This window comes from Nostoc sp. DedQUE07 (assembly GCF_034530975.2).
Classification (GTDB): Bacteria; Cyanobacteriota; Cyanobacteriia; order Cyanobacteriales; family Nostocaceae; genus Nostoc.
On record NZ_JAVRCC020000055.1, the window covers coordinates 35,908 to 51,299 of the forward strand.

The 15,392-nt window shown below is 39.3% G+C and carries 13 protein-coding genes; 2 read left to right on the forward strand and 11 right to left on the reverse strand.

Annotated features, from left to right (window positions below; translation table 11 throughout):
* Positions 1-394: 394 nt before the first annotated feature.
* The 5 genes from RMZ95_RS28355 to RMZ95_RS28375 form a co-directional block, all read right to left on the reverse strand.
* Positions 395-1,651 carry a restriction endonuclease subunit S gene (locus RMZ95_RS28355; RefSeq protein WP_322686065.1) on the reverse strand — a complete coding sequence of 419 codons (1,257 nt, stop codon included), beginning with the start codon at positions 1,649-1,651 and terminating at the stop codon, positions 395-397.
* Positions 1,652-1,845: 194 nt separating this feature from the next.
* Positions 1,846-2,118 (reverse strand): type II toxin-antitoxin system ParD family antitoxin, encoded by a 273-nt coding sequence (locus tag RMZ95_RS28360; protein WP_409884009.1) that lies wholly within the window; start codon positions 2,116-2,118, stop codon positions 1,846-1,848.
* 310 nt (positions 2,119-2,428) lie between these two features.
* Positions 2,429-3,988 (reverse strand): class I SAM-dependent DNA methyltransferase, encoded by a 1,560-nt coding sequence (locus RMZ95_RS28365; protein WP_322686063.1) that lies wholly within the window; start codon positions 3,986-3,988, stop codon positions 2,429-2,431.
* A gap of 648 nt (positions 3,989-4,636) precedes the next feature.
* Positions 4,637-5,125 (reverse strand): TIGR00725 family protein, encoded by a 489-nt coding sequence (locus RMZ95_RS28370; protein ID WP_322686062.1) that lies wholly within the window; start codon positions 5,123-5,125, stop codon positions 4,637-4,639.
* A 196-nt stretch (positions 5,126-5,321) separates the two neighbouring features.
* Entirely contained in the window at positions 5,322-5,597 is a 276-nt protein-coding gene (locus RMZ95_RS28375) for a UBP-type zinc finger domain-containing protein (RefSeq protein ID WP_322686061.1), read from the reverse strand.
* A gap of 252 nt (positions 5,598-5,849) precedes the next feature.
* Between RMZ95_RS28375 and RMZ95_RS28380 the strand changes: the two genes are divergently transcribed.
* Positions 5,850-7,610: a Rieske (2Fe-2S) protein gene (locus RMZ95_RS28380; RefSeq protein WP_322686060.1), complete on the forward strand. Its 1,761-nt coding sequence runs from the start codon at positions 5,850-5,852 to the stop codon at positions 7,608-7,610.
* The gene (locus RMZ95_RS28385; protein WP_322686059.1) at positions 7,607-8,347 is read left to right on the forward strand and encodes a gamma-glutamyl-gamma-aminobutyrate hydrolase family protein; all 741 of its coding nucleotides are present in this window, start codon (positions 7,607-7,609) and stop codon (positions 8,345-8,347) included. Before RMZ95_RS28380 ends, RMZ95_RS28385 begins: the two co-directional genes overlap by 4 nt.
* Positions 8,348-8,452: 105 nt before the next feature.
* Here RMZ95_RS28385 and RMZ95_RS28390 read toward each other — a convergent pair whose 3' ends face one another.
* From RMZ95_RS28390 to RMZ95_RS28415, 6 genes are all read right to left on the reverse strand, one after another.
* Positions 8,453-8,917 carry a cupin domain-containing protein gene (locus tag RMZ95_RS28390; protein WP_322686058.1) on the reverse strand — a complete coding sequence of 155 codons (465 nt, stop codon included), beginning with the start codon at positions 8,915-8,917 and terminating at the stop codon, positions 8,453-8,455.
* Positions 8,918-9,507: 590 nt separating this feature from the next.
* The gene (locus tag RMZ95_RS28395) at positions 9,508-9,684 is read right to left on the reverse strand and encodes a hypothetical protein (RefSeq protein WP_322686057.1); all 177 of its coding nucleotides are present in this window, start codon (positions 9,682-9,684) and stop codon (positions 9,508-9,510) included.
* Positions 9,685-10,007: 323 nt separating this feature from the next.
* Positions 10,008-10,577 (reverse strand): hypothetical protein, encoded by a 570-nt coding sequence (locus RMZ95_RS28400; protein ID WP_322686056.1) that lies wholly within the window; start codon positions 10,575-10,577, stop codon positions 10,008-10,010.
* Positions 10,578-10,727: 150 nt separating this feature from the next.
* A complete protein-coding gene (locus tag RMZ95_RS28405; protein ID WP_322686055.1) occupies positions 10,728-10,934 on the reverse strand; it encodes a high light inducible protein in 207 nt (68 codons plus the stop codon).
* A 263-nt stretch (positions 10,935-11,197) separates the two neighbouring features.
* Complete coding sequence (gene crtO, locus RMZ95_RS28410; protein ID WP_322673012.1) at positions 11,198-12,898, reverse strand: beta-carotene ketolase CrtO; 1,701 nt, start codon at positions 12,896-12,898, stop codon at positions 11,198-11,200.
* 215 nt (positions 12,899-13,113) lie between these two features.
* On the reverse strand, positions 13,114-14,859 hold the full coding sequence (locus tag RMZ95_RS28415; RefSeq protein WP_322686054.1) for a KAP family NTPase: 1,746 nt from the start codon (positions 14,857-14,859) through the stop codon (positions 13,114-13,116).
* Positions 14,860-15,392: the final 533 nt, after the last annotated feature.

Sequence of the window (15,392 nt, forward strand, 5' to 3'; positions counted from 1 at the left end):
AAACGACTTTTAGGTACCCCAAAACGACTTTTAGGTACCTCAAAACGACTTTTAGGTACCTCAAAACGACTTTTAGGTACTCCAAAACGACTTTTAGGTACCCCAAAACGACTTTTAGGTATCTGTTGCTTATACTAAATTGCCTTTGGTTGCCATTTTTAACGCAATATAGAAAGCGATCGCTCAGACATCGAGATCAAAAGATTTGCGATCGCACTTGAATTACACTAGGTGCATCAGCTTGAGTCATTGCCAGCAGTGTATCAAAATCTAAGTCATGGGTGAAAACAATGTAATCGTTTGTCAGCCGATAATTTCTGGGTTAAATGTGATTCGTTTTAGTGGTTTCATGTGTAGGTTATGAGTTTGATTTTTAATTATTCCACTTGTCTATTTATGCTGCTATGTCTTCTGTAGTGATTTCTAGCTGTTCTACATCGATTTCTCCTGAGATGAGTTTAGGGAGGAGTAAATCGCGGGTTTGGCGGAGGTTTCTATTTTTAAAAATTAAATTATGGATTTTATTAACAATATTTTGAATAAATTCATTAAATTGTTCAAGTAATGGTGATGGTAGAATCATAATTTGATATTTGATCAACACATCCCAATTAGCTCTAGGCATTTTAGTTCCTTGTGAAGTTTGAGTTGCATAATTCACAAAATCTTCACTTGACACACAACAAAGAGTTATCGAAAAATATTTATAATCCTTAGCTTGAATAACTATTGTATCTGAAGAACAAATTCCATTAATAGGTGCTACACCTACTTTGTGAAAGTAAGGTCTAATTTTACCAAAAAGTATCTCTCCTTTTTTAAAAATCAACTTTGTACTTTGCACCTGACCAGCATTTCCCCATTCAAACAGGGCTATAGATTTTCTGGGTAAATGTTCTAATCCCAAGTATGGTGTTTGTGGATCAATCGCATCAGGTTGAATACTGCGTCTAATTTCTTGGGCAATATTTCCTAATTTCTTTACCTCCCACCCTTCAGGAATTAACCCCAATTCAGAATCAACCATTTTGGTGTGTTCATGACCAGGGAAGCGGAATTTGACAAACCACTCATGGTAGAGGGTTTGTGCCATTTCTTCTAATATTTTGATGCGTCTTGTGTTGTTTTCTATTAGGTCATCATACGCTGAAAGTATGCCAGCGATTTTCTTCTGCGTGGGGAGTGGGGGAGTTAGAAGAGTTAGCTTTTCACAGTCAGGAACACGCATATGTTCTACTGTAGCTCCTGAACCAAATGATTTAATTTGTCCTTGTAAATCATTAGACTGGAAAGCATACAAGAGAAATCTATTATCAAGCTTTTTAGGATTTGCCCTATATTGAATTAAACGCTGTCCTAAAAAAATAGTGTCATTAACCCTAAGCATACCCACCTCTCCTAAAGGTGCTTCTCTTGTTAAAATTACATCTCCTTTTTCGGGTTTAGCTCTACGAGTCCACTTCTTGTAAACTTCCTCCGTTACATATTTTACGACTGAGAGATTAATCCACCCATCTTTTACATTAGTAGTTCTAATCATTTTATATGGAGTTGGATAGTCCACTGTAGGAGCTGTTTTATTAACGCAATCAATTATGGATTCACACACATGTTTGATGCATACTCGTTGCCAAGAATTCTTTTTATTCATCACCCTAAAATCTAAACAATAGCACTACATTAGTATTTTTGTAGGGTGTGTTATGCCGAAGGCTAACGCACCATCCCAGATTTTCGGTGCGTTATAAACTTTAGTTTTAACGCACCCTACGAGATTTAAGCCTATAAAAATCTGATTTTTGAGCTTGTATATACACCGTAACTTTTTTGTAAAAAAGAAGTTACTCATTTCTGCACCTCACGCGCCTTTTGAAATCTTTCGAGTATTTGCATCACTACAGTCTCACCATCCAGCACCTCTCCTCGTTCAATTTCCGCAAGTCCTACTTCTACCTTTTTACGAGTTTCTTCTATCCACTCCTGATAACCCTTGTCCCATTCTTCCAGCAATTTTAAAGCTTGACTAATCACTTCCTCAGCATTTGTATATCTACCAGTTGCAACTTTCTCTTGAATTTTTTCTTGAAATCTAGCAAAAACAACTTCGCCATCAGTTATTTTTCCTTTAGCAATTTGTTCAGTTCCTACAGCTATTTTCTGACGTAATTCTTCAATTCTATATGCTTCAATTTCTGCTGCTATCTCTTCCTCTGTCAAGGGACGATCTGCGTGTGTTGCTTGTATTTCTTTGAATAAGTTTTTTAATTCTGTTGTTAAAGTAGCCCTTTGATTATCCTCTGCTAAAATAATCACCTCAACTTTCTGTCCAGCTTGAAATGGTAAATCAGATAATACTACCTGCCTTGGATCTGTAATGGTGATGTAGGTTTTATAAGCGTTCATGATTTATGCTGTTCTCAACTTTTATCTAACTTTGTTCTAACAATTTCGCCACATTCTCTGCAATTCTCTCTTCTAATTCCCTCGCTTCCAGATTCAAAACTTCCAATTCTTCATTTAACTCTTCCAACTTCTCAGCAAAATCAAAATCTTCCACTACCCGTTCCGCAACACCTACATAACGTCCAGGGTTTAAACTCCATCCCTGCGCGGCGATTTCTTCTAAAGTTGCTACCTTACAAAGTCCAGGTACATCAATATATTGCCCTTGAGGGAATTTCTCCGCCAGCAATGCTTGGCTACCATTGCTTGTCTCTACTGCTTCACTTCTGTACAACCTGACAATATTCGCCAAAAATTCAATCTGTTCGGCGCTAAACTCCCGATGGGCGCGGTCAATTTGACGGTAAATGTGCCTAGCATCTAGAAATAATACCTTATCTCTGCGGATAGTATCTGCTTTCCCCTTATCCAAAAACCACAAGGTACAGGGTAAGGTAACAGTGTAGAAAAAATTAGAACCAACAGCAATCATCACATCCACTGCATGGGATTGGATAAGTTTCTGCCGAATTTCTAACTCTGTACCTCGCGCATCACTGGCAGAATTCGCCATCACAAATCCTGCCCTACCTGTTTCATTTAATGCACTCCAGAAAAAATGAATCCACAGGTAATTAGCATTATCTGCTTTGGGCATTCCGAATTTGCTAACACGCGGATCTCCTTTGATTTTTTCTTTGTCCACCTTATCAACATTAAAAGGTGGATTTGCCATCATAAAGTCAAACTTGTTTACTGACTTGTGAATGTCTTCATAATAAGTATTGCTCTGGCGAATATCTCCTGCAAGTCCATGTACTGCCAAGTTCATCCTGCACAAGCGGACAGTTTCACCTACTTTCTCTTGCCCATAAATACTAATTTCTGTACTTGGGTTCTTCTTATGTCTTTCTACAAAAGATGCACTTTGAACAAACATACCACCACTACCACAAGCAGGGTCATAAATTCGTCCATGATAAGGTTCAATCACTTCGACAATTAATTTCACAACAGAAGTAGGAGTAAAGAATTCTCCTCCCTTCTGTCCCTCACTCATGGCAAATTTACCCAGGAAGTATTCATAAATCTTCCCGAAAGCATCACCTGATAAATCTGTGCCTAATTCGACTTTGTTAAAGTTCTTCAGCAAGTCAAATAACAGATCGTTTTCGAGGCGATTGTAAGTTTTGGGGAGAATATCCTTTAATTCTTCATTCTCAGCTTCAATGGCACGCATGGCATCATTGATTACCTTGCCAATATCTGCCCCTCCTGGTAAGTTCAACAGTGTAGAGAATCTGGCAGCATCAGGCAGATACATGACACCCTTTGCTTGGTAGTCTGCTTTGGTAATTCCACGTCTTCTACTACCTATATTTTTCAGTTCCTCCTCAGCATGGGTAAATTTCCAGTCAGCGTAGCGCAAGAAAATTAACCCCAGTACCGGGATGGAATACTCACTGGACTTTAGCCTAGAGTTAGCGCGTAACTCATCTGCTGCTTCCCATAGGCGTTTTTCTAAATCAGTAGTGTTAGCAGGCATAGACAGACATCAGATTACCAAATCTATCGATTATAGGCTAGTTTGTGTTTGTGACAAGGTGAACTACAAATTTGAGCAGAAAAGGATAGAGAAATACTATATGAGTTGCGATCGCTTATTCCCGGTGCGATCGCTCTATAACACAAGTCGGATTACCCCCCTTAATCCCCCCTTGTGAAGGGGGGAAACAAGAGAATCTCGTTCCCTCCCCTTTATAAGGCTACGGTGTACACACAAGTCGAATTACCCCCCTTAATCCCCCCTTGTGAACGGGGGAAACAAGAGAATCTAGTTCCCTCCCCTTTATAAGGCTACAGTGTACACACAAGTCGAATTACCCCCCTTAATCCCCCCTTGTGAAGGGGGGAAACAAGAGAATCTAGTTCCCTCCCCTTTATAAGGCTACGGTGTACACACAAGTCGAATTACCCCCCTTAATCCCCCCTTGTGAAGGGGGGAAACAAGAGAATTTAGTTCCCTCCCCTTTACAAGGGGAGGGTTAGGGTGGGGTAAAAGGCTAGTTACTCAGCTATTTCAGACTTGTGTCTATACAGTAGGCCTCCTGCCTCAAAACCAGTGAATTTGTACCTCATGCACTTGAAATATGCTGTAGTTAATGTACGTGAGAAGAATTTACTGATTTACCAATTAGTATAAAATTGTTTTGGCAGTAGCGATCGCCCGCTCTACACTCTCCACAATATAAACATTTTCTGGCGACAATTTTTTAAAGAAAAGTTTACTTTCTTCATCATTAGTCAACAAAATTACTTGCTTATTTGCTTTCAAAGCTAGAGCAATTTCTGAAGCAGTTCCTGCACCTATACCGCAAGCAATCACCAAATCGCTGCTAAGAACATTAATATTATTTCTAGAATTACCCATGTCTGTGAAAATAGCAATATCTACCCAAGAGGACATACCATCCTGATTCTTACCTGGAAGAATACCAATAGTTAAACCATCAGCAGATTTTGCACCTTTACTTACTGCATCCATTACCCCTACATTTCTACCACCAGTGAGTAAAATCCATCCTTGTTTGGCAATAAGTTGACCTAATATATAAGCATTTTGTAAATCATTTGCTGTCGCATTTTCTCCCCTACCCATAACCCCAATAATAATTCTTCGCATAAAATTTCGGATGATACTGGTTTTCAACGACAGTTGAAAGCGGTTTCCCTGAAAGGGCGATCCCCTCTCTTGAGGGTGTCAGAGTTCATCATCTGTAACATCTGCGATTCAACACTCACCGAAGGAGCTACTTTTTCGTGAAACTGCAAGCGTCTCCAGTTCCTCTGCACTCTTTCGATCCTGTGTTCGCCTCACTTTAATAGTTTTTTGCCTGCTCATCCAAAAAACACCATAACCACTGTTCTCCTAACTCAGCCGAGCTAATTACTGAATGTCCAGTTTCTTCATAATGCCGTCGAGCATGTTGATGAAGAGAAGAATCACAGCACAGCATCTTACCGCAACTTTGACAAATACGGAGATGCACCCAGCGACCATTTATTTTGATACACTCTTCACAACGAAATACTGGGTAGTTTGCTTTAGAAATCAGAGTCTCCGCAGTCAGATTATCTAAATGTTCGCAGCTCATAGGAGTTTGAATGAGAGGTTAATCAGAGTATATATTAGTGCAGCGAAACACAGCTAATTTTGTCAGTTAAGTAATAAACCTGACAACCTTCGATATCACCAGCCAAAATTCGGTCATGCGCTTTGTAGTCGCAGTAGTACTCAGTCGCTTCGAGTATATTAACAAAAATTAGTATTGTACAAATGGTCGAAGAAAGAAAAATTTTGTCAGAGTAGAAGTAAGGCTTTTGATATTTACTTGTGTGTAAATTAAATGACTCAAATATTTAAAGAAACGACCAAGAAAGACAATTATACCCGTGTTGCTCAACTTACAGATGTTCAGGCAGCAGGCAGTTTGGTAATCCGCAAAGAAAAGCATACTATTGTCTTGTTTTACTCAGACAATAAAGTTTATGCAATTGATAACCGTTGTCCCCACATGGGTTTTCCCCTACAAGGTAGCACTTGCAAAGATGGTATTGTTACCTGCCCTTGGCATTATGCCCGCTTTGATATAGCTAGTGGTGGAACCTTTGACTCTTGGGCAGATGATGTGCCGGCATTTCCTGTAGAAATCCGTGATGGTGAAGTTTGGGTGAATTTAGCACCGCCAGCTAATTTTCATGCCCACCACCGCCAACGCCTTGAAGATGGTTTAGAGCAGAGTATTTCCTTGGTGATTGCCAAATCAACGATCGCACTGTTAGATATAGGAGTAAATCCGGCTGAACCATTTCAAATCGGGCTACAATTTGGCACTCGTTATAACAAAACAGGTTGGAGTGCAGGTTTAACTATCCATACCTGCACGATCAATCTCTTACCTTATCTGGATGAAGAAGACAAACCTCGTGCTTTATTTCACGGACTTTCGGCAGTCGCTAATGATAGTGCAGGTGCGCCGCCTTTGTTTGTCGTTCAGCCGTTGCCCAACTCTACAGTTGATTTTCCGACTCTTAAAAGCTGGTTTTGCCAGTTTATTGAGGTACGGGATGCTGAAGCCGCACAAAGATGTCTGGTATCTGCGATTCGCTTAGGGGCTAATTTAGAGCAAGTTGCGGATATGCTGTTTTCATCGGCTACAGATCATCGTTATCTCGACATCGGGCATACCCTTGATTTTATTAACAAAGCACTGGAAGCACTTGATATTGTTGGTTGGCAAGCTGCGGAATCTGTTCTACCTAGCTTAGTTTCGGGTTTAGCTAGTGCATCCCGGATGGAAGAATCTAATTCCTGGCGCTACCCTGTAGATTTGGTAGCAATATTAGAGTCGGCTTTTGAGCAATTACCCAATATTTTAAATGCGGGAAAATCTCAACGAGGAACTTGGGCAAACTCAGAGCAATTAATACCAATTTTATTAGGTGAAGACCCACAAGCGATCGCCGACTCGCTACTGAATGCCCTAGAAGCTGGTTGTACAGAAGAGCAATTAGCAAGTGTAGTTACTTATACGGCAGCACTGCGTGTAGCTCGTTTTAATACTAACAATGACTTTGGAGATTGGAATTCCGCACATCATCCATTCACTTTTGCGAATGCTGTGCATCAAGGTTTACGACGAGTGCCAACAGTAGAACTACTCAGAGGTGTATTTGATGCGGCGATGAGTGTTTATTTGAATCGTTTTTTGAATGTACCACCAGCACGACTTCCAGAACCCAAAGACTCCGTTGCAAATCCCGAAGAATTGCTCCAGCAGCTACCCGATTTATTAAATCGTCAACAGCAAGTTAACCAGACAGGTCAATTAGTGGCTAATTATTTATATAGTGGTGGCAAGCCTGAAAGACTGATGGCAATGCTAGGGAAAATGATGCTCAGAGAAAACCGTGATTTTCATGTTATTCAAGAAATAGAAGCTGCTTTTCGTCAGTATTCCCTATTAGGTGACACTCCTGCTGGGGTTCATGTATTAGTTGCTGCTGCTCGGTATTTAGCAGCCCATTCTCCCACAATGCGATCGCAAGCACAAACCTATCAAATCGCTTATCGTTTACATAAAGGCGATCGTTTATTTGAGGAATGATGAGTAGAAAATATCGAAAACCATTGATTGGGATTACAACTTACGGTCGCCTTGCACCATTACCATTTTCTCTGCCAAGCGAATATATAGATGCAGTCCGTAAAGCAGGTGGCATTCCCATATTATTACCACCAGGAGAAATTGAACTTGGAATACTTTTAGATTCTTTGGATGGTTTAATCATCTCTGGTGGTGGAGATATTCACCCTGCTTGCTACAATGGTTTTGCTCATCCGACTATTTATTCTGTCGATCGCGAACGTGATGCTTTTGAATTGCAGCTTGGCAAGTTAGCTCTTGAACGTCATCTGCCGATATTAGGTATTTGTCGGGGTTTACAAATTCTTATCGTTGCCAGTGGAGGTACTCTAATTCCTCACATTCCAGATGTTTACGGTACATCTGCATTACATCGTCTAGAGCCTGAACCTGGACGACGTTTACATACAGAACATCTCGTCACGATAGATGGAGAGAGTCTTTTAGCTGAGTGTTTACAGAATTCTCGCATATCTGTAGTTTCTTGGCATCATCAAGCAGTAGATAAAGTACCGCCTGGTTGGCGGGTTGTTGCTCATGCCTGGGATGATGGAGTTATTGAAGCTGTGGAGCACGAACATCATCCTTGGGCAATCGGTGTACAATGGCATCCTGAGCTTTCAATTCTCGATCCCAGTAATCAAAAACTTTTTCTAGCTCTCGTTCAGGCTGCACATATAAGACACGAATGCCACTAAGATATTCAAAACCAATGCCTTTTCCCTTTCCCCTTTCCCCTTTAACCGAACCGTATTGAGTGTTGTTTTTCTTCGGTTGATACTTTCAAGTAACACCGCCAAGAATTAAATCTCTACTGGCTCCTGATCGAATTTCCGCATCAATTCTACAAGAGCATTTCGGTCTGGAGTCTGTCCTTCCTTGAGCAGTTCGGCTAACCCTTCAAAATATTTTTCGCGTTCTCCTGCTGGACAAAACATGATTAATAATTTTGCAGGCTGAGTTCCTCGGTTAGCGAATGTATGAGGCGTATTACGTGGAACTAATACAAATGCCCCTGGTTGTCCCTGCACTATCTGATTTCCAACTTGAATTTCTACTTCTCCTTCTAATACATAAAACATTTCTTCCATTTGTCGATGAATATGCAGTACCGGGGCAGTTCCACCTGGTTGTATTAAGTTTTCAAACAATCCCAAGTGACCATGAGTATCAGCACCAACTACTTTAAATGTTATTTCGCTATTACCAGTAGTTAGATGATTACCTTCTCCTGGCATTAACACAATTTCTTTAACTGGTAAACTCATCAATACTCCTACTTATAAAAAGGTTATTTTTAAATCTCTAATTTAGAGGTTTAAGCGTTTCTTCAATCAATCACTACTAGATTATATTTGTATTCTGTTAGAAATTATAAACTTAAACATCCCTCAATAGATAATTTTTTTACAATACAATCGTAGTCTCGCCATACGTGTCAACTTAAGCTAGAAATGGCTTCACTGTTGGCTTCATCACCCGCCTAGAACTAAAGTTCCAGGCTAACAGCTCAAGTCATCTAAAGATGACTAAAGATTTTCCGGGATATTTAGTCATCTTTTAGATGACTTTTGCTATGAGCAAGGAACTTCAGTTCCTTGCGGGACATCGGTTTTACGTTAAGTTGACACCAATGGCGTCTCGCCCGCCCAATATATGCAAGTTAAATATGGAACAGCTTATTTGCCAAAACTAGAACTGCTCCTCCATCATAAGAAAAGTATGACAGTGCTTTTAACCCAATAAGGGCTTTTGATAAACTAAAAGCACCGCCATACATTTTGCTGAGGATCTTGTTATATTTGAAATTATTTAATGCGCTCAAAAAAGCCAAAATTTCCTACTTTAATAAATCGGATTAAAACCGAATAAGTCCGTAATAAGCACTTGCAGCAACTAGAACAATTGTTAATACTCCCAAAGTTATGCTAAGTACAAATTGGATAGAGGTTTTTTGATTTAGAGCTTCTTTGCTTCCACCTTCAAGTGTTGTCCGTTCGGTGTTGTTAGAATTGTTTATGTTGTCAGTTTTCATGGTTTTATCCTGTTTGATTATTTATTACAATTTTGCCTTGAATCCGAAAAATTACATCTAACTTTAGGATTAACAAAAAAGGTAGAAATAACTAGATGGAATTGAACCTAATACCAATTCAAAATTCATGCATTAAGAAAGTCAGACAGAACAAAGGTATGTCCGTATGTATCTGTCGCATTCTTTTTTCAAATTGGTATAACTTTCATGGGCCTGATTTCAAATCGGCATCTCAAGCATCTCGCAAATTCCTTCTCACATCTGTTTTTCTTCGAGCCAATAGATCGTACCTAAGAGGATGTTTGAAATGTTTGAAAAAAGCGCTAATTTACCCCACCATTTGAAGCCTGCGGGGAATTATAAACGCCCCAATATTCAATACCCCGATCGCGTAATATGGGTTCAACGCGATGAATTTCTTCTTCTGAGCCTTCTAGTATGAGCAAATAATAACTCTGCTGGAGGCGATCGCTATAAACTCTGGCTCTTTCTTCAGGAATACCTAAATCGCCTAATGCCTTCAGTAAATTCTGATTTGCTGCGGCTCCGACAGCAACACCTGCCACGCTACTAACCAATGCTACACCTACAGAACCTGCTGCGAGTACTGCTCCTAAACCGGGAAGTGCTAAACTACTCAAACCAACTAACACGCTACCCCAAGTAGCTGCTGTCAGTGTGTCTCCTACGGCTCCAGTTGTATCGACATCTCGATCGCCAATGCGATCGCTTATCTGCGCCTCACCTAAGTTTTCACCTTGCTCTACATCTTTAGCAATAACAGAAACTTTTTCTGTAGGAAAATTTGCAGTTTTTAATTCATTAATTGCCTGCTCTATTCCTTGAGAATTTGCAAATACTCCTAAGGCATGTATTGTGTTTTTAGTTATCATATTTTTCTCCTTTAGATTATTGTATTCGTGCGTCCATATATAACCTCGGCATTAGACTCTAATTCACGAGTAAGTTTATTACAACGCTTCTAACTAAATTGTTATTTCTTGAATTCTTTCCCCAAGGGGGGATAAATCATCAGTGAAGAATTAGCGAACCAAGTGGAGTACGTCACGCAGTAAACTATAGCCAGCTAAATCCCAAAGTACGTAAGAAATAAAGCCAATCATCGCTAAACGCCCATTCCACAACTCTTGTTGCGGATTCCATCCAAAAATCCAAGCATTGCGATCGACACCGTTATAGGCTTTAGCTTCAGTAGATAATTCAACCACTTTGTTAGTTTCAGTTGCCATTGCAAATATTCCTGAATAACTCTACTACATCCACATCTTAGTTACTATTACGGTTGCAGTTCTCTGTCTATTGGGGAATCTGAAAGCGTCACGGGAAGTATCTCAAGGCATTGTCTAGACTTTTGATAGTTTTGACTAAAAAGCATTAATAACTTGCACCAAAAAGCTTGCCAAACCTTATTTGTAGCCGTTTCACTACTTCAGAATCAACTTTCAAATGACGCAATTTCCTAATGCTATTTACTTTTTTTATCAATAGTCTCTTAGTCTGATTCACTCCTTAAGACAGATGTAAGAGCAGATTTGATTGAACCTCCGGCTTCCTTTATTTTCTGGGCGATGGGTTGCTCATTATGCAAAAATACACGCGCACAATTGCGTCCCGGCAAACCGGAAATCGAACCACCCGGATGAGTTCCAGCACCAGTAAGATACAAGTTATCAATTGGTGTTTTATAGTTAGCTAATTCCGGCAACGGACGGAAGCAAAGCATCTGCTCTAAAGTCATATCGATGTGGTAATAATTACCTTTGTAAGTCCCTAACCGTTCTCCCAACTCAGCTGGACTTTCTACATGACGGGCGATGATTGAATGTTGCAGATTGGGCGAATATTGCGCCAGTTTATTAATCACCTTGTCTGCAACTTTGTTTTTCAGTTCATCCGTCCAACCCGTACCTTTTAAACCTGTACCGTCTGCACCAGCAATTTGATAAGGTGCAAAAAACTCTATCCATAATGTATGCTTGCCTTCTGGTGCCATCGATGGGTCGAGTCCAGTAGGCATTACCACATACATCGATGGGTCTTCATCAGGAATTTTACCCAGAGTAATCAGACTATGAGCTTGTTCCACATGATTTACGGAATCAGCAATCAGAATAGAACCCATCAGATAATTATCTTGATGATTGTGGTGGACAAAGCGCAACGGTTCAGATAAAGCACAATCAATTTTGAGGATAGTTTCATTGTTGTTGACGATGCGGCGGTCTAACCTTTCGCGCAAGTTGTTATCGGCATTATCGACATCGCTACTATCCATTAGTTGCAAGAATAAGCGCTTGGCATCAATACTTGAAATTACACCTTTATTCGCACGATATTCTTTGCCACCAGCAACCCGCACACCAACTGCTTTACCATTATCTACTAAGACTTTTTCTACCTTTTGGTCGGTGAGAATTGTACCACCTTCACTTTTTACCATTTTCACCAAAGCTTCCACAAGTCCACCACTACCACCACGCGGTCTTGCCATACCGGGATTATGACGTAACATCATCATCATCGCCCCAAAGGACATAGCTTTTTGTGAGGGAGGGGAACTCAGTTCGGCTGAGAGTCTAGCCAGAGGTGCTTTGACAAACTCAGAATCGAAGTACTCGTTAATATTATCTGTGGCACTGCTGAGTAAGGTACGGAGTAAATCAAGGGTTGTGTTAGAGCCACCTAGAAGGGAAAATAAGTCTTGCAGACTATTGAGATTGTAATTACCAGCAATATCAACAATTGATTTGGGTGGTGCATTGAACAAAGGAGCAATCCCTGTGATAAAGCGCTGCCAAAAATCGGCATATTCAGCGTATTTTTGGGCATCACGCTGACTGTAACGGGCAATTTCTGCACAAGTCTTTTCCACCGATTTGTGAGCTAAGAAATACTTCCCATCTGGATGGGGGCAAAAAGCAACTGGATCGCAGCTAAGATATTCCAAGCCGTACTTATGCAGTTCCAACTCTTGGATGACTGGCCCTAAGAAAATAAACAGATGGTTAATGGCGCAAGGACTAAATTTAAAACCAGGTGCTTCATCAGGCATAAGTTCTTCAGTTGTAGAACCGCCGCCGGGGAGCGATCGCCCTTCTAATAACAGAACGCTGTAACCAGCTTTTAGTAAGTAGCCAGCACAAACTAAGCCATTATGACCAGCGCCAATAATTACAACGTCATACGATTCCATGAGTGCAATGGGGGGATTAAAGTATATTCCCTGATATTAGAAAGTGCTGAAGATATCTAAATCTTTCGTGGGTTATAGAATATTTATATATCTAGTAGTAGTGTTTTGATCGCCAAGAAGTAAACTTATTTTTAACCCACTTTATTGTACGCAACCAAGAAACACTATAAATAAATCCAGAGTTCATATTATTTATAGCTAGTATCACTTTTTACCTATATTCTTGTAGTCATTTCTTCTAGTTCTTTAAGGTGCTGTGCGTTCACAAGCCATTTCTCTTCATAGTTAGATTTATCTGTACCATATTGACTTTGTTGCTCTTTTAGTATTGCAATTTCATGATTAATTATTGATAACGCTTTCCCTTGGGTAATTACTTTTTTTAGCAACTCAAACCGTGATGTTTCATTAATTTGACGCAAGAGTTGAGAGATACAACGACTAATAATAACTTCATTGCTAAAAGCAAGAATGCTATGAGATTCATCATCTTGAGATAATAATTGCTCGCTGACATCAAACAAAGCTTCTACAACTGAAGGGATGTAATTCACAGGAATTTCTTCAGTGGAATTTTCTAGCCGTTCTATAAACACCCTGGCTTGCGTTGTGCCGTTTGGAAGCTTTTGTTTAGTAAGTTCTATCAAAGAATTTCTAAACTTCTCTCTATTTTCAACCAAACCAAGGATAATTTTTATCTGAATATTAGACAATTCACTTGCTGATAACGACAGACGAAAGTAAATAGGAAATATTTCTAAACTACACACACGTAGCTGTTCGCGCCATTCCAATTGCTTTTCATCTAGAGAAGTATTACCCAAAATGAATTTTAATTTAGGGAAAAGGTGCATTAGCAGGTTTTTAATAGGCTGCTTGTCTTCATCTCGCAGTTGAGCAATCCAAGTATTCAGAAGATTCTTGAGTTCGTCTATTGAAAGGTTTATCTCTCCTACAAAAATATGAGGATTTTGATGGATTATACTATAAATTTTTGGACAAAAGACTCGCAAAGACTCAATGGCAAGGAAATCAACAGGATTTACTTCATCTTTTACTGCTGGATACGTCACCATTAAAGTATTAATAAAACGAGTAATATCGCGGATGTTAGTAATAAAGTGTTCTATTCCTTGAAAGTAAATATCACCCCAGCGACTTTGGTTTATTTGTTGTTTTGGAGTTTCTGCAAATATATGATCGAGCTTTTCAAAAAGCAGCCTGCGAAGTGAGGTTTTATCAGCAATAGGTAACTCAAAACTAACTTGAATAATTTTTTCTAAGTATGTTTCTTCAGATATTTCTTTAGTATCTGCAATTTTTCTCATGACAATTTCTTTATCAAAAACCAGAAGATAGACAAGATTAGTAAAATTTCGCATTGCTTTAAAAATACGAAATAACTGCTTGATATCTTCCGCAGCCAACCGATCGATATCATCAATTGTTACAACTATTCGCCTCTGCTGCTGTACTAGCGTGTCTTCTACTTCTTCTTTTAATTCGCCAGCTTCCTTGTCCCTATCGTCCAATAATGCTGCTAATGCCTTGCCAGTTTGAGCATAAGGTAGAGGAATATCTGAAATAATGGCGGCAAAATCAGCTACTCTCTCCCTCAAACCTTTTGGCACAGATGACTCTTTGCTTAAAACGTTTTTTAATTGGTCAAAAAAGCGCCTTGTAATATTTTCGTGTCCAGAGAATAACCAGGGATTAAAAGGAATGATGATTGGTTTCTCCTCCTCTGGCTTTTGCTGAAGATAGTGAACTACAAAGTTTAATAATGTAGATTTGCCAGAGTTCCAAGAACCGTAAACTGCAATAATGAAACCTTCAGGAAAGCTCATTTTACAAATGCTGTCTGCTAGATGCTTGGCAAAGTTCGCATTTCCTAGCAGGTCTTTTTCAGGATCGACTAAGGAGCTATCTACCGATATATCGTTGATTTCTGTCTGTGCCATAAAAGAGTTTTTGATTCATGTTGCGATCGCCTCTATCGGGGCGTAGCTCATCGTGACACATTCAGTAGCATGAGCAATGATACCTTAGGATAGAAATTTTCAGTGAAATAATTTCCTCAAGACTTATGCAATTGGTTTTAGATTACTTATTTGGCATCACTGAAATTAAAAGGTTAAATAGACAAACAGCGTATATGGTAAATTTTATCTCCACATTATCTAAAAAGAGTACTTAAATAATTTGAATTTAACCCCAATCATAACTATTGGCTAGATAAATCAGCATTCTTTATGTCTATGTGTACTCGTAGAAGCTAACTTTTTATATCTTTCTGTAAAGGTATTAATCCTCAAGAATGATTTTGAAAATATCCTATTATTTTCTCCTCACAAAATAATAATTAACTGCTAAATTTATTACACTAAAGCTTATATAGCAATCCGAATTGAAACGTAAGAAAACACTGAGATTAAAAGTGGGTGTTTTAAAGCCTTTCAGCGATTTTCTCTCTCACGAATGATTTAGGATTGCT